General features: G+C 41.8%; 18 protein-coding genes and 1 pseudogene. 3 read left to right on the top strand and 16 right to left on the bottom strand.

Going from position 1 to position 21,781, the window contains the following annotated elements; all coding sequences use genetic code 11:
• Positions 1 to 242: 242 nt before the first annotated feature.
• The gene (gene treP / locus V1500_RS04075; protein WP_409304328.1) at positions 243 to 1,667 is read right to left on the bottom strand and encodes a PTS system trehalose-specific EIIBC component; all 1,425 of its coding nucleotides are present in this window, start codon (positions 1,665 to 1,667) and stop codon (positions 243 to 245) included.
• A 296-nt stretch (positions 1,668 to 1,963) separates the two neighbouring features.
• On the opposite strand from treP, the gene V1500_RS04070 reads away from it, so the two are divergent.
• Both V1500_RS04070 and V1500_RS04065 read left to right on the top strand, forming a co-directional pair.
• Entirely contained in the window at positions 1,964 to 3,037 is a 1,074-nt protein-coding gene (locus tag V1500_RS04070; protein WP_409304327.1) for a M20 family metallopeptidase, read from the top strand.
• A gap of 319 nt (positions 3,038 to 3,356) precedes the next feature.
• Complete coding sequence (locus tag V1500_RS04065) at positions 3,357 to 3,929, top strand: 3D domain-containing protein (RefSeq protein WP_409304326.1); 573 nt, start codon at positions 3,357 to 3,359, stop codon at positions 3,927 to 3,929.
• A gap of 30 nt (positions 3,930 to 3,959) precedes the next feature.
• Here V1500_RS04065 and V1500_RS04060 read toward each other — a convergent pair whose 3' ends face one another.
• Positions 3,960 to 4,844 carry a hypothetical protein gene (locus V1500_RS04060; RefSeq protein WP_409304325.1) on the bottom strand — a complete coding sequence of 295 codons (885 nt, stop codon included), beginning with the start codon at positions 4,842 to 4,844 and terminating at the stop codon, positions 3,960 to 3,962.
• A gap of 715 nt (positions 4,845 to 5,559) precedes the next feature.
• On the opposite strand from V1500_RS04060, the gene V1500_RS04055 reads away from it, so the two are divergent.
• The gene (locus tag V1500_RS04055; protein WP_409304324.1) at positions 5,560 to 6,975 is read left to right on the top strand and encodes an NAD-dependent succinate-semialdehyde dehydrogenase; all 1,416 of its coding nucleotides are present in this window, start codon (positions 5,560 to 5,562) and stop codon (positions 6,973 to 6,975) included.
• 130 nt (positions 6,976 to 7,105) lie between these two features.
• Here the strand turns inward: V1500_RS04055 and V1500_RS04050 are convergent, their stop codons facing one another.
• From V1500_RS04050 to V1500_RS03985, 14 genes and pseudogenes are all read right to left on the bottom strand, one after another.
• Complete coding sequence (locus V1500_RS04050; RefSeq protein ID WP_409304323.1) at positions 7,106 to 7,756, bottom strand: FusB/FusC family EF-G-binding protein; 651 nt, start codon at positions 7,754 to 7,756, stop codon at positions 7,106 to 7,108.
• A gap of 206 nt (positions 7,757 to 7,962) precedes the next feature.
• A complete protein-coding gene (locus V1500_RS04045) occupies positions 7,963 to 8,226 on the bottom strand; it encodes a CD3324 family protein (protein ID WP_409304322.1) in 264 nt (87 codons plus the stop codon).
• Between the two features lie 48 nt (positions 8,227 to 8,274).
• Positions 8,275 to 8,400, bottom strand: coding sequence for a hypothetical protein (locus V1500_RS04040; RefSeq protein ID WP_409304321.1), 126 nt, complete (start codon positions 8,398 to 8,400; stop codon positions 8,275 to 8,277).
• 154 nt (positions 8,401 to 8,554) lie between these two features.
• Positions 8,555 to 8,725, bottom strand: coding sequence for a hypothetical protein (locus tag V1500_RS04035; RefSeq protein WP_409304320.1), 171 nt, complete (start codon positions 8,723 to 8,725; stop codon positions 8,555 to 8,557).
• A 33-nt stretch (positions 8,726 to 8,758) separates the two neighbouring features.
• Positions 8,759 to 9,121: a P-II family nitrogen regulator gene (locus V1500_RS04030; RefSeq protein ID WP_409304319.1), complete on the bottom strand. Its 363-nt coding sequence runs from the start codon at positions 9,119 to 9,121 to the stop codon at positions 8,759 to 8,761.
• A gap of 11 nt (positions 9,122 to 9,132) precedes the next feature.
• On the bottom strand, positions 9,133 to 10,356 hold the full coding sequence (locus V1500_RS04025; RefSeq protein WP_409304318.1) for an ammonium transporter: 1,224 nt from the start codon (positions 10,354 to 10,356) through the stop codon (positions 9,133 to 9,135).
• Between the two features lie 215 nt (positions 10,357 to 10,571).
• Positions 10,572 to 10,775 carry a YbdD/YjiX family protein gene (locus V1500_RS04020; RefSeq protein ID WP_409304317.1) on the bottom strand — a complete coding sequence of 68 codons (204 nt, stop codon included), beginning with the start codon at positions 10,773 to 10,775 and terminating at the stop codon, positions 10,572 to 10,574.
• Between the two features lie 45 nt (positions 10,776 to 10,820).
• Positions 10,821 to 12,872, bottom strand: coding sequence for a carbon starvation CstA family protein (locus tag V1500_RS04015; protein ID WP_409304316.1), 2,052 nt, complete (start codon positions 12,870 to 12,872; stop codon positions 10,821 to 10,823).
• Positions 12,873 to 13,127: 255 nt separating this feature from the next.
• Positions 13,128 to 13,372: pseudogene (gene rpmE, locus V1500_RS04010) on the bottom strand (50S ribosomal protein L31).
• A gap of 111 nt (positions 13,373 to 13,483) precedes the next feature.
• On the bottom strand, positions 13,484 to 15,301 hold the full coding sequence (locus tag V1500_RS04005) for an ABC transporter ATP-binding protein (RefSeq protein ID WP_409304315.1): 1,818 nt from the start codon (positions 15,299 to 15,301) through the stop codon (positions 13,484 to 13,486).
• Positions 15,276 to 17,024, bottom strand: a complete 1,749-nt coding sequence (locus tag V1500_RS04000; RefSeq protein WP_409304314.1) for an ABC transporter ATP-binding protein — start codon at positions 17,022 to 17,024, stop codon at positions 15,276 to 15,278. Before V1500_RS04000 ends, V1500_RS04005 begins: the two co-directional genes overlap by 26 nt.
• A gap of 266 nt (positions 17,025 to 17,290) precedes the next feature.
• The gene (locus V1500_RS03995) at positions 17,291 to 18,694 is read right to left on the bottom strand and encodes an aspartate kinase (RefSeq protein WP_409304313.1); all 1,404 of its coding nucleotides are present in this window, start codon (positions 18,692 to 18,694) and stop codon (positions 17,291 to 17,293) included.
• A gap of 222 nt (positions 18,695 to 18,916) precedes the next feature.
• On the bottom strand, positions 18,917 to 20,569 hold the full coding sequence (locus V1500_RS03990) for a methyl-accepting chemotaxis protein (protein ID WP_409304312.1): 1,653 nt from the start codon (positions 20,567 to 20,569) through the stop codon (positions 18,917 to 18,919).
• Positions 20,570 to 20,583: 14 nt separating this feature from the next.
• Entirely contained in the window at positions 20,584 to 21,570 is a 987-nt protein-coding gene (locus V1500_RS03985) for a BMP family protein (RefSeq protein ID WP_409304311.1), read from the bottom strand.
• Between the last annotated feature and the right edge of the window lie 211 nt (positions 21,571 to 21,781).

Genomic DNA, 21,781 nt, shown 5'->3' with positions numbered 1-21,781 from the left:
TGCCAGGCCCCACACCACGTTTGGTCAGTCAGCGTTGTCAGGCCTCACAGGAGGTGAGGTCTGGCAGCGTTGCCACAGGACGTGGCGCTCTTAGCTGGCCTTGCTCTTGTGGCAGTTTTAGCCGACGATCTCTAACTCTTGTATAGCAATCAACAATCCATTCAAGTAATTTTTATAAAAAAGTGAAACCATCGGCAAAGAAGACTATAACAGACCGTCTTTGCCAATGGTAATGTCCTTTATTATGCGTTTGTTTTTTGTTTCCTTGTTCTAGCTGCAATGAAAGTAAGCACGAACGGAACAACAATTGCAATTACCATTCCAATTGCGAACGGTCCCCATTTTTCAGGTACAATCGAGAAGATTGCAGGCAGTCCCCCGACACCGATGGAAGGTGCCATTACTTTATTCATTGTAATAAAGATTGCCGCCAAAGCAGAACCAATCATAGCAGAAAAGAACGGAAATCTATTCGGCAGGTTTACCCCAAACATGGCTGGTTCAGTGATTCCCAAATATGCCGATACTGCGGAAGAAAGGGACAAGCCTTTTACCTTTTCATCTCTTGATGCAAACAGCATAGCAAGTGCAGATGAGCCCTGTGCAATATTAGAAAGGGCAACAATTGGCCATAGGAATGTTCCTCCAATGGATCCGATCAGCTGGAAGTCGACCGCAAGGAATGTATGATGCATACCAGTAATAACCAATGGTGCATATAATGCTCCATAGATGAGTCCGCCGATTATAGGGACGTTATCAAAGATGCCGGTAAATAATGAAGTAACGGCATTACCAATTGCGAACGTAATAGGTCCGATGGCGATAAATGCAAGGAATCCTGTTATTAATAGAGCTAAAGGGGCAACAACTAGTAACTGAATAGCATCTGGTACCCGTTTTCTCAAGAATGTTTCGATTTTAGCCAGCAAATATGATGCGGCAAGGATAGGCAATACTTGTCCTTGGTAACCGATTTTCTCAACGTGGAAACCAAATAAGTTCCAATAAGGAATTTCTCCTTTTGCTTTGGCGTCGGCATAACCCCATGCATTCAAAAGCTCCGGATGCACAAGGATCAAACCTAAAACAATACCCAGCAGCGGGCTTCCGCCAAAACGGTTTACGGCTGACCAGCCAATAAGAGCCGGCAGGAATGTAAACGCTGTATTTGCAATCAGGTTTATGATTCCGGCAAAGTCTTTCCATTGAGTATAGACGTCTACAACGGATTTATCGTCGAAAAAGATGCCAGGTCCTGTAAGAATATTATTGATACCCATTAATAAACCAGCAGTAACGATAGCTGGAAGGATCGGAATAAAAATATCGGCAAGCGTCTTTATTGCACGCTGCAGAGGATTAAGATTTTTCTCAGCTGCTGCCTTGGTCTCTTCCTTTGAGGCTGTGCCTAAACCAGCGGCCTCAACCATTTCTCCATACACCTTGTCAACAGTCCCTTGTCCGATCACTACCTGGAATTGACCGTTGGCCGAGAATGAACCTTTAACCAAGTCTATATTTTCTAAAGCAGCTTTATCTACCTTTCCTTCATCTTGCAAAGCAAAACGCAGCCTGGTGACACAATGCGTTGCTGAAGCAATATTTTCTTTGCCTCCGACAGCTTTTACTATGTCTTCGGCAGATTGACGATATTTATCCGCCATAGTGAATTCCCCCTACCTGTGACCGTTTTCATTTCATGCAAAAAATAAAACATTGCAGCAAATACATCTTCCCGGTCAAACTTGTATATACATGATGTGAGATTAGTGTAACTTGTATATACATATTTGTCAATTGAAATTGGAATCGCTTTCTGCCACTTATTATTTCCAAATGTTCTGTGTAATACCCGATAAATCGACAGCAAAAATATCGCTCTTACGACATGACAAAACGGGGTATAGTAGTTTAAATGCAGTTCAGGCGAGCTAGAATTACAAAAAGGAGGACCATAGAATTGCTGATTGAGTTAATAAAAGATTTAGTTTCAATAGACAGTTCTACTAAAACAGGAGCCAATCGTGCCGTGGAATTCTGTGCTGATTGGTTATCGAAAAACGATCTGAAAGCAAAGGTCTTGAATAACAATGGTTATAAAATGCTGGTGTGCGAAATAGGCTCGGGAAATAAAACCATCATATTCAATGGCCATGTCGATGTAGTCAGCGGCAGGCCGGATCAATTTTTTCCAAACGAAGCGGACGGCAAATTATATGGGCGAGGCACTGCCGACATGAAGGCTGGCGTTGCTGCTATGATGGTCGCATTAACTGAGCTCAAAAAGCTTCCCATTGGAGTCAAGGTACAGCTTCAAATTGTAGCAGACGAGGAAATAGGCGGCCTCAATTGTACAGGTTACCTGGTTAAGAATGGATTCACCGGCGATTTTGTCATATGTTCTGAGCCGACACAGCTGGGAATCGGGCTGCAGGCAAAGGGGTTAATGCATTTTGACATTGATATAGATGGCAAGCCAGCACATAGCAGCCGGCCATGGGAGGGAGTGAATGCGATTGAAAAGGCATATGGAGTTTATTTGAACATTTTAAACCTTCCTTTTGCAAAGGAGACATCGGATTTTTATGACTGTCCTTCCATTAACCTTGCAAAAATTAATGCCGGTGAAGTGTATAATAAAGTTCCCGATAAATGTATCGTTTCGTTTGATATTCGTTATCTCCCGAAACAGGACAGAAATGAAATAATCAGGCAGATAGAGAGCATAACAGATGGAAATATACTTGTCAGATTCTCCACAGTCCCTGTTAAGACTAAGCCTGATGATCCGTATATCAGCCTCTTAAAGCCCGTCATCCAGAAATACACAGGCTATGAGCCACTGGTATTTGGCCAGCATGGAACAGCAGATACTGTATATTTCTCTGCATTGGGCATACCTGTCATAGAATTCGGACCATGCGGTTTCGGCTGGCATGGAAATGAAGAATATATTGTCACTGAATCTGTGGAAATATACAAAGACATGCTAATAGATTATATCAGGGAGTTCGTTCCACCTCCGCTTCATTGATACAACAAGGCCAGCCGCTAGTGAGTGGTCTGGCTTTTTAAATACCAATAAAAAAATTGTAAGCCCACTTTCTAATAACTCCTATCTGCGCTAAACAACATTCATCGAATTCTGACAGTCTTCTTTTACATTTTTGAGCGGCAACCATCCGCATTTCCCTCTGCTTGAAAAAAATGCCGGCTCATCTTTTATTTCTCGTTTATTACATGCTAAAAACACATGTCTTAGTTTTGTAATATAAATAGCAACTCTCTGAAACACGAATGTTATATTTACCTGTTATTCTATTTATACGAAATCGTTAAAGGGGATTAGTATTTTGAAAAAATTACTATTTTACATAGCTTCATCCGCAGTACTTATGTTTGGATTTTCTGGAGCTGCTTCGGCGGCCGGCACATATCAGGTAAAGAGCGGTGACACTTTATGGGGAATCGCGAAAAAGAGCAAAGTTACCGTTAGTCAACTTAAGACATGGAATAAACTAAAAAGCGACACAATCAAGCCAAAACAAGTTCTAAAATTAAATGCATCTGCTGCTAAAAAGGCAGTTGCGAAAAAGGCAGCTGTGAAGAAAGCCTCTGTAAAAAAAGCAGCATATAAAACAATCAGTGTTAAAGCGACAGCTTATACAGCAAACTGCAAAGGCTGCAGTGGAATTACAGCAACCGGCTTAAACTTGAAAAAGAATCCTTCCGTTAAGGCCATTTCTGTTGACCCAAGGGTTATCCCGCTGGGCAGCAAGGTTTACGTAGAAGGCTACGGCTATGCGGTTGCCGCTGATAAAGGCAGTGCCATTAAAGGAAATAAAATCGATGTATTCGTCCCTTCAAAAAGCAAAGCGATTCAATGGGGAGTTAAAACTGTAAAAGTTAAAGTATACAAAAAATAAAAATCTCCGGCGGCTGCCGGAGATTTTCTGTTATCTTTCAATACGATCATACACCTTCAAAATTCGCAGATAATCCAGTGTCAGTATCCCTCTCCACTCATCCCGGGCTTTTGGCCATTCCTTCTCAAATTGCCCCCATTCCCAGGTTGGATTCCAATACCCTTCCGGACATTGCTTACTTAATAAGTATGATAGATTCTTGTCCATTACTTCTTTATCTGTAAAATTAATCCCTGCCGGATCTACTTGTACTGGCTGAAGGCAATAGCTGTCCCAGGCTTCTGAACGGTATGTTACCGAGCATTTAACCGCCCTCTTTAACGGTATCTCCATCTGAATCCGCTCTTCCTGCGGCAATCTCTCATACAATTTTATATAAGACAATACCTCATGAAATTCTATATTTTCAACAGAATTTATACGATTGATCGCATATGCTTTCAAATCTTGCAGAAACGGCGGCTGCTGTTTAAACTCCAATAAAAAACCTATTAATTCAGCATTTGGGTTCCCCCAATCCTCATTCAGTTCTTTATAATTCCACCAGGGTGCCCGGGGTGCCTCCTCTACCTCTTTCGGTACCTGTGCCCAGCCTAACGTCTTATTATCATACGAAATATTTAAGTATTGAAATGCCATTTGTACCATTTGGTGGGAAGGTTCTGCCTTAATTCTTGATAAATGAAGCAATGCAACAGCTGTCGCAATGGCCGAAGATTCTTGACAGCGAAAATCTGGTTCAAGCCCATTGCCAAATCCACCATCTTTATTTTGGAATTTCTCCAGTTCATTTAAGACCGCTTCTTTCCCGCCTCCTTCGAACTCGAATGAAAAAAGGGATTGTTCTAAAGGTCTCGCCATGGATTTTATACATTGGACTGCAGCTTGATAGTTTTCCTTGCTCAGCTTTTTCATCTCTATTTGCTCCTAACTGCCATCGAATAAATAAAACGAATTACAATTAAAAGATTTTTCGGAGTATTCGCATTATAATAGTATCATAAACTTATTGTTAGCAAAAATACGTTACAGGTTTATGGGAGGAGGTTCTGTGTAGCACACGTTTATATCCAATTATCCATATTAATTATTTCTCAACCAGCAATCCATAAGATACATGGGAGATAAAATAGTATTTGTCCATGTCCAATTCGTTTCATCACCTGCGATGAATTCCCGGTTGTCAGCTCCATCGAGTTCTAGTTTCTCTTTTTTTCCAATACCTTTGTATTTTTGAAAGAAAATAAGATATAAACCATCGAAGTTCTTCGAAATTTTATTTCGGTTATAAAAATATCATGGTTTATATTTATCTTATGATCGATACTTCCCGTCCTAATCTCGAACATCCGTTTTTTATGCTCAGTATATGCAGTTTATGAACGATATCTGCATTTTTATGCTCGAACTCCAAATTTTATGTTCGAACCAGTTCACGTTCACCTAAATAACCCGCTTACCTTAACTATCGGATCCTGTGTTGCATATTGCCGATAGGCAAATGATTTCTACATAAAAACAAAGTAGATTACAATTTAGTTAATGAAAAAATAATAAAAGAATGACTTTCACATTACCGCTGATTTAAAGCTCGAAACTACTATTACATGAACCTGAAGGAGGCAATTACATGGAACGCTACAAATTGTTTATCAATGGCGAATGGATTGATGAAGGCATCGAAACCATTGAGGTCGCTAATCCGGCTACAGGAGCAATCATCGCTACTATTCCGAATGGAGGAGCCCGCGAAGCCAATCTTGCCACCGATGCTGCATATGAAGCATTCAAGCATTGGTCCTCATACAGTGTGTATGAACGTTCAGAATTAATCCGCAAATGGTTTGATTTGATCAACGATAATATTGATGATCTAGCCCGTACTATGACTATGGAACAGGGCAAACCTCTTAAAGAGGCGCTCGGGGAAATGGCGTATGCTAATGGATTTTTGTCCTGGTATGCCGAAGAAGGCAAAAGAATTTATGGGGAGACAATACCTGCGACACAGCGCAACAAGCGTTTATTTGTTTCGAAACAGCCAGTTGGCGTCGTTGCGGTCATCACACCTTGGAACTTTCCGGCTGCGATGATTACAAGAAAGGTCGCACCAGCCTTAGCTGCCGGATGTACGGTGGTCATCAAGCCTTCAGAGCTCACACCCCTTACTGCCTATAAAATGGCAGAGCTTGCTGATCAAGCGGGTATTCCAAAGGGTGTGATCAATGTAGTGACAGGAGCGGCAAAAGAAATAGGCGATGCCTGGCTCGCAGATAATCGAGTCAGAAAATTGACCTTTACTGGATCGACTCCTGTGGGCAAACTGCTGATGCGCGGCTCTGCAGATACAGTAAAGAAAATATCGCTGGAGCTTGGAGGACATGCGCCCTCCATTGTGCTTGCTGATGCTGATTTAGACAAAGCTGTCAACGGAGTTATCGCATCTAAATTCCGAAATGCCGGCCAAACCTGTGTGTGCTCGAACAGGGTTTATGTTCATGAATCCATTTACCAGCAATTTATAGACCGGCTTATTCCTAAAGTAAATGAACTAAAGGTCGGTAACGGACTGGAAGAAGGAACCGATATAGGGCCGCTGATCGATGACAGGGCTGTCAAAAAAGTCACATCCCATATTGATGATGCAATTAAATTAGGGGCAAAGCTTGAAACTGGCGGAACAGCTTCCGATTTATTTATAGAACCTACTGTACTCTCTAATGTAAATGACAGCATGCTGTGCATGCAGGAGGAAACCTTCGGTCCAGTCATGCCGATCACACCTTTTAAGACCGTTGAAGAAGCTATTGAGAGAGCCAATAATTCCATTTATGGCCTTGCTGCTTATGTCTTCACGGAAAATATCTCAGAAGGTATTCGTGTTGTGGAAAGTCTTGAATACGGAATCATCGGCCTAAACGATGGCTTGCCTTCCACTCCTCAGGCACCGTTCGGAGGATTTAAGCAAAGTGGTCTTGGACGTGAGGGCGGCCATTATGGAATAGAAGAATTCCTTGAAATAAAATATATTTCACTTGGCCTGTGAGCATCAAAAAGCCCGTGTAATACGGGCTTTTTTGCTGTTATCCTCATCATCTTCCCCGCGCAAAAACCCTACGATCCCGAGACCTGATGCGCACATGTGCTGATGAATTGTATCTCCCAGCCTCAAGAAGTCAGCTTTCTCGCAGTGATTCTGTAATGAATCTTTCCAAAGATCCCACATCGGATATCTTGCTATTGCATGCATCGCTGTCAAAACACATATAGTTGCCAATGGACTTGTAGTAATCTGGGTTATTGGACCTTTTAGCTTTAGTTACAGTAGAAAGGAAGGCAACCTTTCCAAATGTGTTACAAAAGGAGCAAATATTATCCTTGGTAGCCATAGTAAATCTGCATTCCAGTCCGGTCAGCTTTCCATCCAGCTCATAAACAATAAATTTCTTATTCGTCCCGATGTCATTCCAGCCCAAATACGTCACAAATTCATTTAATTCAGAAAGATTCGGGACCTTTAACTTCTTGTTTTTGGGAAACAACTTTTTCAACTGCTGCTCAGAAACCTTTGGAAAAGGTAGTTTATAGCCGGCCAATTTTTCGATATACTGGTCAAACTGATCATCAGTCCTAAGTGTTGTAAGCTCCAGCATCTCCAATCGTACGAAAGCTTCTTCTGACAATAACTCTTGTATCTTGTATATGGCGCTATCCTTGACCGCATTGAGCACATTCGGGTCCAAGCCCTTTTTATAACTGTCCTTGATTATATGTACTTGTTTCTTTATAAAATTAAATTCATGGTTTTTTAGTAATGTTTCAGCCACAATTTGTACCTCCTTACCTAAATCAGGCTAAGAATTTTTGCTCTGCCAGCTTCCCTTGCCAGACTTGATGCTGTTTGCAAAAAAATCTTCCCTTTCAGGTTAATGCAGCATACCCGTTTTATATATGTAAAATATGTTTCGGAATCAAACTTTACATATGAAAAAGCACTGATAAATCAGTGTTCATTATCAATGCTTCCTACATTTTAATTAGAATAGACAATTTTTTTTATGGTTTCTATCGAAAGAAAATATTCTTCTGCCCAACACGGAATCTGCTTCCCATTTTTAAAAGAACGCTTAATCATGGCATTTCTTTCATCAATCATCTTTCTTCCACCGGAGCGTGTTCCCCATTTCTGGTAGGATGCTTCCGGTTTGGGTATATAAATTGTTTCTCCCTGAACATACTTTTGGATTTCTTGTATCAGGTATTCAGGTAGCACTGTTGAAGCTTTAATATATTTCATTTTGCCCGCCCCTTATTTTTAAATTTAAATAAGGTGCAAAGCCGGTAATCAGAAATGAACTAGCTTTTCATGGCGATATCGTATAATGTTCCTTCCCATGCAAAGTATCGCCTTTCCATTACCAGGCTTTGCATGAGGCGCTGCGGATTCCGGCAATCCAAAACGATTGGCCACGATAACCACCTCCTGTAATGCAGCAGAAATGACAAGCTCAATTTCCACTCTTTAACATTTGCCGCTATCTGTATTATAAAATAAAAATATCCATCCTGCACACAAAGTAAAAAAAAGAAACGGGTTATGGTCCCGCTTCCGCCAAGGTAATTATTCATTTTTTCAGTTCTCGTTTCAACATGTCCTCCAGGTCCTTTAAAGGCAAGTTTACCAAAAAATCCCGGTCAGATGGAAGATAGGTTTTTGATGAAAGGAGCTGAAGAATAATTTTTTCTTTCTTTGCTGCAACAAGTTTAATCAGCTTTCCCATAGGCTCACCAACCATTGTTTCGTTCCTGCGGCAATTCTATCTATCCATTCACTTTTCATTTTTCAATGCTGCATGACCTTCTTCACCTGTACGTATCTTTATCACATTTTCCAGTTCATATATAAAGATCTTCCCGTCCCCCGGTTTTCCCGTATTAAAAAATTTCCTCGCTACATCGACCACATCCTGTACCGGAACCTCACAGACAACAATCTCTATTTTAATCCTGTCATGTAACGTAATTTCACGTGTCACACCTCGATAGGTTTCAGTAAAACCTTTTTGAAGTCCTGTTCCCTTGACGTCCGATACAGTGATGCCACTGACCCCAATTTTAGCAAGCTCCCGCTTGAAATCCTCAAATTTGCTTGGGCGTGTAACAATTTCTATTTTTGTAAGCTTTTCAGCCATTCCCATTCCCCCTAAAAGTTCTCGTGATAGGCTTTCTCTCCGTGAAGTGTGATATCCAGCCCAAGGGATTCCTCATCCTCGTTCACCCGTATTGGTACAAAGAAATCAATCACTTTGGCCGTCACATAAGTGATAACGGCAATAAAGATATAAGTAGCTAAAATTGCGGCCAGCTGTTTCCACAGTAAACTGAAATCACCATAGAATAATCCATCAGCACCTGCAGAGTTTACTTTTGTAGTCGCAAAAAGCCCTGTGGCAATTCCACCCCATGTTCCACCAATGCCATGCAGGCCAAATGCATCCAATGCATCATCATAACCGAGCTTTTTCTTAAGAGAAAATACTCCCCAGAAACAAACCGCCCCACCTATCAAACCAATCACAATCGCGGCAGCTGGTGTTACAAATCCACAGGCCGGTGTAATTGCAACCAATCCTGAAATGGCTCCTGAGAGGGCACCAAGCATTGTAGGTTTTTTATTAATAAAATATTCCACAGCCAGCCAGCCAATAATACCCGCCCCGGCCGCAACCGCCGTATTTACGAATACCACCATTGCAACATCATTGATTGTAAGTGCACTTCCAACGTTAAATCCATACCAGCCAAACCAAATTAAGGTAGCCCCAAGAAAAGTCAGCGGCAGGTTATGCGGCGTACTCTCACTTCCATCCCTGCGTTTGCCAAGCATGATCGCAAGCACCAAACCTGTGACTCCGGAAGATATATGAACAACATTTCCTCCTGCAAAGTCCAATGCCCCCAATTCCCTCAGCCATCCGCCGACTCCCCATACCCAGTGTGCAACCGGAGCATATGCCACAACAGACCATACTATCGTAAAAATCACAAAAGCGGAAAACCTCATTCTTTCAGCAATGCCTCCCGAAATAATGGCGACCGTCAGCACAGCGAAAGTCATTTGGAAAAGCATAAATAAATTATGAGGAATCGTAGCGCTGTAATCAGGATTTGGGTCAAAGGATACCCCCTTTAGGCCAGCCCAATCAAGATTCCCCACAAAGGCATTTCCTCCTGTTGAAAAGGAAATGGAGTACCCAACCAATACCCAAAGGATAGAAACAATGGCCATAGGCATGTAACTGTACATTGCAGTACTTAACACATTTTTGCTTCTGACCATTCCTCCATAAAATAACGCAATACCAGGGGTCATTATCCATACGAGCAAAGTTGCAAAAAACATAAATACTGCATCACCGATCTGCATATTCATCTCCCTTTCTCTGTACCCTTTTATATGTTAGGTTTTCTAACATACTTAGTTAATACACTTATCATATATTCAAAGTTTAATAATTTCAAGAACAATTTAGAAAATTATTGAAATTTATGTTAGGTTTCCTAACATTAAGTGGATTTCTTCATAAAAAATAGGCATCCATAATCGGATGCCTTTTATATCTTCTCCTATTGAACGTGCCCTCAACAGCACCGTGAGACTTTCCCGCCCTTGGCGTTATACCTTTCCTCCTGTGCTTCACAGAAAAATTGTTTGCGGGACTTTACTTCCTGTTCGGGATGGTGAGCCTTCATATGTTCTACATACGCCTCATAAGAGGGCACCCCTACAAGCAAGCTGATGAATTGGTTTCTTAGTCTAACAATCTCGGCAATTTTCTTGAACAAAATATCACCTCCATTGCACTGGGTCAATCCCCGGCTTCGATAGTCTTAGCTGCGCGAAATATAGGCTGTTTCGTGGAGTGTAACCTTATGATTCTGCAACACTTTTATCCACAATCTGATTGCTGAAATAAGTACGGTAATCACAACAAGCATGAAGATGGCAGTCAGTGTTGCATCTACATAATCATTTATGATGACCTGTTTCATTTGTGCTACAGATGCAGCCGGAGCAAGAATCCCTCCTTTATCCAATTCATCCTGAAAGATTTTCGCATGTGCCAGGAATCCAATCCTCGGATTTTCATGGAATAGCTTTTGCCATCCTGCAGTCATGGTGACAATTAGCAAAAACGTTGTCGGCACAAGGGTTACCCATGTATAAGCTTTCTTTCCCATTTTGAACAGGACAGTTGTGCCTAACAACAAGGCAATCCCTGCAAGCATTTGGTTAGCAATACCAAATAGCGGCCATAGTGTATTTATTCCTCCCAGCGGATCTATGACTCCCTGATACAAGAAATATCCCCAACCAAGAACACATAAAGCGGTAGCGATAATATTCGGAACCCAAGCGTCAGTCCTTGCAAACGGCTTGTAAGCGGTGCCAATAATGTCCTGGATCATAAATCTTCCTACCCTTGTTCCCGCATCGATTGTCGTCAGAATGAATAGAGCTTCAAACAGGATCGCAAAATGATACCAGAATGCCATCAATGCATTTCCACCGATTACTTTTGAGAAAATAACCGCCATCCCAATTGCAAGTGTAGGAGCTCCTCCTGTACGGGAAATAATGGTTTCCTCACCCACATTGTCGGCCAGTGTTGTAAGATCATCAGGCGTAAGCTTAAAGCCCCAATCTGAGATAACAGCCGCGGCTGCTACAGCATCTGTACCGATTACTGCTGGAGGGCTGTTAATCGCAAAGTAAATCCCTGGTGTCAATACACAGGCTGCAATCATCGCCATCACAGCTACAAAGGATTCTGTAAGCATGGCACCATAACCAATCGGGCGGGCGTGAGTTTCCCTTTCGATCATTTTAGGAGTCGTTCCGGAAGATACCAGAGAGTGAAAACCGGACACTGCTCCACAAGCTATTGTTATGAACAAAAATGGAAACAGATTTCCCGCAAACACCGGGCCTGTTCCGTCAACAAATTTCGTCACAGCCGGCATTTCCAGTGAAGGTGCTACAATTAATATTCCAATAGCCAAGCCCACAATCGTACCAACCTTCAGGAAGGTGCTCAAGTAATCCCTCGGGGCGAGCAGCAGCCAAACTGGAAGAACGGATGCAATAAATCCGTATGCAATCATCATAAGGGCAATCGTTTCACCCTTGAAGGTAAACATTTGCGCAAGTGTCGGATGCTCAGCCACATACTGGCCGCCATATAAAGAAAGTAATAGTAGTATGATACCTATGATTGATCCTTCTCCGACACGTCCCGGCCTTATATAACGCATGTAGATTCCCATAAATATTGCAATCGGTATGGTCGCAGCTATTGTGAACATGCCCCACGGACTTCCTACAAGCGCTTTCACAACTACCAATGCCAAAACTGCCAATAAAATTATCATGATACCAAGAATACCAACCATTGATATTAATCCGGTGATCGGTCCGATTTCTTCCTTGATCATTTCTCCGAGTGATTTTCCGTTTCTTCTAATCGAAGCAAACAAAATGATAAAGTCCTGGACGGCCCCTGCCAGAACGACCCCTACAACAATCCAAAGGGTTCCCGGCAAATATCCCATCTGTGCTGCGAGGATTGGCCCAACAAGCGGCCCTGCACCTGCAATAGCAGCGAAATGATGTCCGAAAAGGACCCATTTGTTCGTAGGGACATAATCCTTCCCATCATTATGTAGCTCGGCTGGTGTCCTGCGCCTATCATCCAGCTGAAAAACCTTATTCGCAATGAATTTGCTGTAAAAGCGATATGCAACAGCATACACACACACTGCAGCTGTCAAAACCCAGACAGCATTAATGCTCTCACCGCGCTTTAAAGCGATGTAACCGAAGCTGATTGCCCCAAATGCTGAAATGACGCCCCATAAAAGTATCGATTTAATTGCTTTCATCCTTGTATCTTCCTCCTGTAGATCTCCCCTATTTTCATTGAATAAAAAACTCTGCGGATAATTTTTTTATTGAACAGGAAACACCTCCAAAGTATATTGTTAAAATATTCTATCTATTTTGAATTATAAAATAACCTATCTTTAAATAGCAATTTATTTCTGGAAGATATATATAAAAAACGTTTACCCTTCAAGAGGAACAGAAGCAAAAAAGCCTGTATCGCAATAAATGGATACAGGCTTTTACTATTCAGTTTATCTTATATTATATTTTTGCAGAAATCGCTCAGCCCTCCGCGACTATCAACGTACTTCTGGCGTCAGTATAGAATGGATGGGTGTCGGAACTTACCTCTGCCTTTAGAAGCAGACACGTATTTCCATCGTTTCCGCTTTATCTTTTCAGATGATACCCAGGTCGAGCCTCTCAGGAACGGGAAGCCAGTACTCACGTCCATTACCACTACTTTACGATATTGTGGATGTTTTGTTGCTATCAAAATATAACCTCATTCAGATTTACAATAGTATATTAAACAAAATAATTACGATTTACCAAAAAATATTACTTACACCAGTTTTAGGAGAACCCTTAGAGTTCTCCTCCTGTGTTATCCAGTCATAGATCCCGAATCTTTCCGATAGGTCTGATTTAAACCATGATAAAAACCTTTTTGCTTCATCAATGATTGATGTGTGCCTTTTTCAATAATTCGGCCTTCCTGCAGTACAAGAATTTGATCTGCCTGCTGAATGGTATTCAGTCTATGAGCGATAACAAAGCTTGTTCTTCCTTCCATGAGCCTTTGAAGCGCTTCTTGGATTTTCACTTCTGTAATGGTATCAATACTGCTTGTTGCTTCATCAAGAATCAATATGGTTGGATCAGCCAGTATGGCGCGCGCAATGGAGAGGAGCTGGCGCTGCCCCTGGCTGATGCCGGTCCCATCCTGTTTCAGCACTGTGTCATATTGCTTGGGCAGCTTCATTATAAAAGAATGCGCATTAGCGAGCCTTGCTGCCTGTTCCACTTCATCATCGCTTGCATTAAGCCGTCCATACCGAATATTTTCCCGTATGCTCCCTTCAAAGAGAAAAGAATCCTGAAGCACAAATGCCATATGTTTACGCAAACTGCTCCTCTTTACCTGGCTGATATCTATTCCATCAACCAGGATTCTCCCCTGATCAGGATTATAAAACCTGGACAACAGATTGACAATAGTCGTCTTACCTGCCCCGGTCGGACCAACCAAGGCTATTGTTTCACCCATGGATACATGGAAACTTACATTCTTAATCGTATTCCCGCCCTTTTCGTACGAAAATGAAACATCTTCAAAATCTACAATACCAGATATTTTAACCAACAGTTCTGCGCTATGTTCATCCTTTTCTTCTACTTCTTCATCTAAGATCTCGAATACCCTTTCCGCACCCGCCACCGCAGAAAGCAAGGTATTAAACTGATTGGACAAATCGTTCAACGGCCGGGTAAACTGTCTGGAATACTCAGCAAATACAACAATGGTACCGATTGTAATGTGATGATGAAGTGCGAGAAGCCCGCCTATGGCCGCCACTATCGTAAAGCTGAAATTGTTTAAAAAGTTCATTAGCTTTGGGATAAATCCGGAATAGGCCAGTGCAAAATAGCCGGATTGCTTAAGGCGGTCACTGCGATCAAGAAACTCTTCTATAACTCTTGGTTCCTGCGAGAATGTCTTTACAATCCTCTGCCCTGAAATGGTTTCTTCAATAAAGCCATTAAGTTCTCCAAGGTTTCTTTGTTGTTCTTTGAACAGCTTTCCAGTGCGTGAAGTAATCCACTTCATTCCCATAAACATTAACGGAACTATCAACAGTGTAACAAGTGTAAGCAATGGACTGAGCCAAATCATTACAGATACCGTGCCGACAAGTGTAAGAACGCTTGAAAAAATCTGAATAACCGATGTGTTAAGAGTGGAACTTACGTTTTCGATATCGTTGGTTACCCGGCTCATTAATTCACCATGCTGCCGTCTGTCAAAAAAAGGAATCGGAAGTTTTTGCAAATGCTCAAACAGCTGGTTTCTCATCACCTTTACAGTATCCTGTGCAATTCCAATCATCCAGTAATTTTGAAGCCATGTAGATAATGAATAAAACATGTAAACTATAAGCAAACCAAATATCAGCTTCACAAACCCCTCGGTTTCCCTCTTTACAATATACTCATCAATTGCCACTCCTACCAGGTAAGGCCCTAAAAGCCCAAGAGCCGAGCTGATTATGATCATGGCCAAAACCAGGATTAATAGAAGTTTATTGGAAATAAGATATGCCCATATTCTTCTCAATGTGGGAACCCAATTCCGTCCTTTTTCTTTCTCTTTCTTATCACTGCCATGTCTACGGGAATTAGTAGGAGGTGTTATGCGCCGCAATCTTGAGTGCCTCCCTTCCAAATTGAGATTGATAAATTTTCTGATAAAGACTGTTTTCAGCCAGCAGCTCCTCGTGCTTCCCTGATGCTATTAACCTTCCTTCATCCATTAACAAGATGGTATCAGCCTCAATTGCAGTACTGACTTTTTGCGTAATGATTAATGTTGTACATGAGTATCGCTTTAACGCTTCAAGCAGTTTGGCTTCGGTTTTTAAATCCAGAGCGCTTGTACTGTCATCTAAAAGAAGAATCTTAGGCTTCCTTACTAAAGCCCGGGCAATGGACAGACGCTGTTTTTGGCCGCCTGATAAATTGACTCCTTTTTGACCCAGAGCTGTTTTATATTGTTTAGGGAGGTCCATTATTGTTTCATGGATTTGGGCACTTTTAGCCGCTTCTATAATCTCTTCCTCAGTCGCTTCTTCCTTTCCCCATGCCACATTATCGGCTACTGAACCAGAGAAAAGGAGGGCCGCCTGGGGTACCACGCCTATTTGCTTTCGGAGTGCATCCAGCTTGATATGCCGTACATTATTTCCGTCTATTAAAACCTCGCCCCTATCTGTATCATAAAGTCGCGGAATCAATTGAAACAGTGAACTCTTGCCTGAACCTGTGGCACCCATGATTGCAACAGTTTCTCCAGGCAGAGCTGTAAATGAAATATCAGACAAGACCGGTTCGTCTGTAAGCGGATATTGAAAGGATACCCCTTTGAACTCTATCTTTCCACGTACGATGGAAGCGTTTGGATCAACCTCGTTGGTTTCAAGAAGATCAATTTCTGTCCCCAACACTTCCTCGATCCGCTGTGCTGAAGCTCGCGCTCTCGATAGTGACATGATCAGCCAAGAAAACATTGAGAATGATGCTGTTATCCTTGTGGCATAGTTTACGATTGCGACTACTTCCCCTACTTTTATGCTATTGGTATCAATTTGTATGCTGCCAGACCAAAGAATTATTACAAGGCCGATATTCATGATTAGCAGCAGTATAGGCATGGATGTTTCGATCAGCCGTAAAGAAGACGCAGTTATATTTTGCAAATCCTCACTGGCATTCTTAAATCGCCCAATTTCATGATCCTTTCGGAGGAAAGCCTTTATAAGGCGCATGCCGGTAAGGTTTTCCCTCATAACACAATTGACCTTATCCAGCCTTCCCTGTACGGACTTAAACATTCTCCCAGCTTTCTGCATAACCCAAAACAGAAAAAAAATAACAATTGGAATTGCTATCAGAAGTATGAAGGCCAGCTTGAAATTTACAGAAACAGCCATTATGGTTCCTCCGATAACCAAAAGAGGAGCCCTAAGCATAATCCGCAATCCCATAAAGACCGTCGATTGAAGGACTTGGACATCGGCTGTCATTCTTGTGATTAATGAAGAAGCAGGGAACTTATCAAGATTTGTAAAAGAGAAGGCCTGGATTTTGTGAATTAAGCTCTTCCGTATATCAAATCCAACGCTTTGACTGACATGGGATGCTACAAACGAGCTGAACATTCCCCCCGCGAATGCTATCAGTGAGATTCCAAGCATTACAGCTCCAAGGATATATACGGTGTTTAAATCGTTCTTCAGGATTCCCTCGTCAATAATTTTCGCCATCAATACAGGCTGAAGAAGTTCAACAGCCAGCTCCAGAAGCATAAAAAATATGGCGACCGACATTGGCCACCGGTATGGCCTAAAAAAAGAAAAGAATTTAGTCATAAACATCACCTGATAGCCCTTCAATTTTGATGCAAGCCTGTAATAAGTACATCCATTTTAAACGAATCACTTGCTGCACTCAAGAAACTTAGACAATCGAAATACTTTTATATTATCATACATTCTTTATTTAAATTTTTAAATAGTTTGATAATGACGATATGCCCATTTAGAATTTTATTTACTTTCAGACTTAAACCGAACCTAAAGATAAAAATAAGGCGCTAAAAAGGAAATATCCCTCTTAGCGCCTCTTTCATGTCTTTTTATAAAACGGCCACTCCCGCAAAAAATTCACGATACAGGGCCTGAACAGCCTTCTTTTCGTCCTTATTTTTCACACCAAACATCATGCTCACCTCTGAAGATCCCTGATTAATCATTTCGATGTTTACTCCGGCTTCAGCCAAAGCCTTTGAGGCCCGCGCAGTGGTTCCTACATTGTGCCGCATTCCCTCTCCCACTATCATGATCAGCGAAAGGTTTTTTTCCACTTTGACCTCGTCGGCTTGCAGTTCTTCATAAATCCTTGATACTATTTGATCTTCTTCCCTTTGGCTAAATTGATTTTGTCTCAAGATGACCGAAATATCATCAATGCCGGAAGGAGTATGCTCATAGGACAGATGATGGTTTTCTAGAATTTGCAATAGCCTCCTGCCGAATCCTAGCTCCCGGTTCATTAAATATTTGCTGACATAAATGCTGCAAAAGCCGCTGTCGCTTGCAATCCCTATGACTGGCCCATTTGTTTGTTCCCGTTCATTTAGAATCCTGGTCCCAGGTGCATCAGGATTATTTGTATTTCTTATATGGACAGGAATTCCAGCCCTGAAGGCAGGTATAAGCGCTTCATCATGCAGTACTGAAAAACCCGCATATGAGAGCTCCCTCATTTCATGGTAAGTCAATTCCTTTATTTCCTTTGGATTGGAGACGATAAAAGGATTTACAGAATACACGGCATCCACATCGGTGAAATTTTCGTATAGGTCCGCCTTTACCCCGTTTGCCAGGATAGACCCTGTTATATCTGATCCGCTGCGTGAAAAGGTAATAACTTCCCCATTTTCGCTATAGCCGAAAAAACCTGGAAAAATAACAATTCCGTCTTGTTCACGCAGGTTATATAAACGGTCATACGATTCTGGCAGAACCTGCGCTTGTCCTGGCTCATCACTTACAATCAGGCCAGCATCCTTCGGATTAATATATGTAGCATCTACGCCCCTGCTCTGAAAATAAGCAGCGATCAGCCGCGCATTACTATCCTCACCACTCGCCTTTACAGAATCAAAAAAACGCTCTTCGTTAGATATATCTCCTTCAAGAATGGAAAGAAGGTTGTGTTCAATTTCTGAAATAACCGCTGCATCCATTTTTAATTCGTCGGCGATTTCCTCATATCTTTTGACGATGGCAGCCACTGATTCGGGCATGGCCATTCGCTGCAATTCATTTTCCGATCCATGCTCCTGTGCCCTGTATTGCAAATACTGTTCTGCACATTGTATTAACAGGTCTGTGACTTTGACATCATTCGGATAGCGCTTCCCTGGTGCGGAAACAACGACAATCCTCCGGTCAGGGTCCGATGTAACAATGTCAAATACCTTTCTTACCTGTTCTCCCGAGGCCAAAGACGTCCCGCCAAATTTTACAACCTTCATTTGCCACATCCCCTATTTGTATAAACTCAATAAAAATTACCTTTTATTATCACGGTTTTTGTTCAAACAATCAAGAAAAAATTCCGCATAATAAAGACAAATGTTCTTCATACATAGACAGTTAGCGATTTAGCAGATATTTATTTCATGGGATATAATTAAAAAAGAAGCTCCCTTTTACGGGAGCCTCCTGTAATCATTCATGGCTTCTTTTTCCTGATATTATTCTACCGTAAATCTTGAAATGGCATTCTGAAGTTCCTCAGCAAGGCCTGCCAGCGATATTGCCGCTGCATGTACTTCTTCCATAGAGGCTAGCTGCTGTTCCGAAGCTGTAGCTACTTCAGCAGAGCTCACTGATGTTGTGCCCGCTACCAACGACATTTCGGTTACATGCTCCGATACATCCATTACCTCATGATTAATCTGCTGGGATATTACCGTAATTTCTTTAATCTGATCAGATACCTTGTCTATTGAGGACATGATGGAGCTGAATGTTTCCTTTGTCCGGTGAGCAATTTTCAATCCAGATCCCACTTTTGTCTTCACATTTTCTATTGATACAACTGTCTGTACGGTATCTGAGAGAATGTCATTCGTAATCACAGAGATATCTGCAACTGATTTCCGTGTCTGCTCAGCGAGTTTACGAACTTCATCCGCAACTACCGCAAAGCCTTTTCCAGCTTCTCCTGCACGCGCAGCTTCTATGGCTGCATTCAAGGCGAGCAAATTGGTTTGGTCCGCTATGTCCTTAATCAAGGTGAGAATAGTGCCTATTTCTTCGGATTTCTGATTTAAAATCTTAAGTGCCCTGTCTGTTTCTTCAACCGATTCATTGATATAGTCCATTTGCAGCAAAGTATCCTGTACGAGGCTTGAGCCCTCGACCGTCTTGGTACTGGCTTCTTCGGTCAGGTCATATACAATCGCAGCACTATCCGCAATACGGGTAACCCTAAGCCTGCTTTGTTCAACGGCGCGAACCGAACGTTCTGACATAACAGTTTGGTTTTCCGCTCCTGCCGAAACCTGCTGTATGGAATATGCGATTTGCTCTGATCCCTTCATGGTTTCATCTGCACTCGCCATGAGCTCTTCAGCAGAAGCTGCAACCTGGTTTGAACTATTTCCTACATGCTTAATAACTTCATGCAAATTTTCGGCCATCTGATGGAAGGCGATATCTAATGCCCCAATCTCATCCTTCGATTTACGTTTCACATGCGTAGCGGCGAGATTTCCGCGTGCTATCTCCTGTGCACTGGCTGTAATTTGTTTAATAGGGCCAACAATGCGCCTTGTAACAATAATCGATAAAAAGGAACTTCCACTTATTAAAACAATTAATGCTATGATTGAGAAGGCCACAATACTGCCTATCTGATTTTGCAAGCCTGCCTGCATTTCATCATATTCGTCATTAATCATTCTTTTTAATTCATAAATATCGTTCATGGCCCCTTTTGTACGCAGGGACTGCCTTTTAATTTCTGCCTGGTTCCCTGTTTCGACGGCCGCCAGGGACTCCTGCTTCAAAGCAGAAATTTTTCCGGCTATTCTATTGGCCAATTGCAGCTGCTCTTTATCGGCCAGCCTGCTGTTTAATTGGCTGAATATGGATTGCAGCCTTTTTAGATCGCTATTGACATCGTTTGTATTTCCGGCCGTGATATTTGATGAATAGGCACTAAGGGACTTCTGTGTGCTTTTCGCCGTACTATTCAATTCTTCTACTTGTATTAAACTCTTGACGATTTCCTGAGTCGATGACTTTAATGACTTGAGACCTAAAATATTGTATCCAATAATTACGACTGAAAGCAGTAATGGCAATATGGAAATGATTAAGATTTTTTGACCGAGTTTCATATGGTGGTTCCTCCCTAATTAGGTAAAACTGTAATGGATCCGTCAGAAAGTTTTTCCTTTAAATCATTCAATTTGTCTTCCTGTTCGGGTGTTAAACTGATGACCCGGATAGGAGCAAGGCCGACACCATCCTCTTTAATACCTAATTGGGAATTCTTTTGTGTCAATTCCTTCTTGTTGACTACTTCTTTCACTGCATTATATATAGCAACATCCACTTGTTTCATCATAGATGTGACAACTGCCTTTTCAGCAAGATAAAATTGATCAGAATCCACGCCGAATGAATATATTCCGGCACGCTGCGATTCCAGCAGTACGCCGACTCCAGTAAAACCGGCCGCAGGATAAATATGGTCCGCTCCCTCTTTAATCATCTTACGGGCCAATTCAGCTCCCAGTTTGTCGTCACCAAAACTTCCAGCAAATCGGGATACAACTTTAGCCTTTGGATTGACCCCTTTTACTCCCTCGATGAACCCTTTTTCGAATTTCCTGATCAGCTGCACATCGACTCCGCCGATGAAGCCAACAATATTACTCTTGGTATTCATTCCCGCTATCGCTCCTATTAAATATGAGCCCTCTTCCTCTTTAAATGTTATAGAATGCACATTTGGTAATTTTGAAGTGGAATCTATGAGCAAGAATTGTTGTTCAGGATACTTCTTTGCCGTTTTTTCTATCGCTTCCTGCATCGAGAATCCAAGCCCAATCACTAAATCGTTGCGCTCCTTAACAAGAGCTTCCAATCCATTTTCATAAGACTTGCTTTCTTCCAGCTCTCTATAATCAAATGCGATATTTAATTCCTCACGCGCTTTTTCCAGACCTGCAAAACCTGCATCAGAAAATGATTGGTCTCCCAAACCCGCATCGGAAAGCATAATGCCGATTTTCACCCTGTCTTTGTTGGCTTCTTTAGCTTTTTGGCTCATGGAACATCCATTTGCCGCCAGCAATAATGCTGACATTAGCAAAAACAATATTCTTCTGTTCATTTCTTCTCCATCCCTGCCATAGTTTTATGTATTGTATATAACGGCAAAATTTGTCGAATATTTATGAATTTGTATGATGTTCGAATATTCTGTTTTCATCTCTGCCGGAATTGACAGAGAAACCAGTCTATTTCCTGTTTAAAATTGTAATTACCACCTGAATTTCCCCCCTTGTTCATAAAACAGCAAAAACCCCGTAAAGATTTTACGG

This window comes from Peribacillus sedimenti, from assembly GCF_046237635.1.
Classification (GTDB): domain Bacteria; phylum Bacillota; class Bacilli; order Bacillales; family DSM-1321; genus Peribacillus; species Peribacillus sedimenti.
Note: the sequence above shows the minus strand (reverse complement) of the source record. Positions and strands in the feature narration are given on the sequence as shown.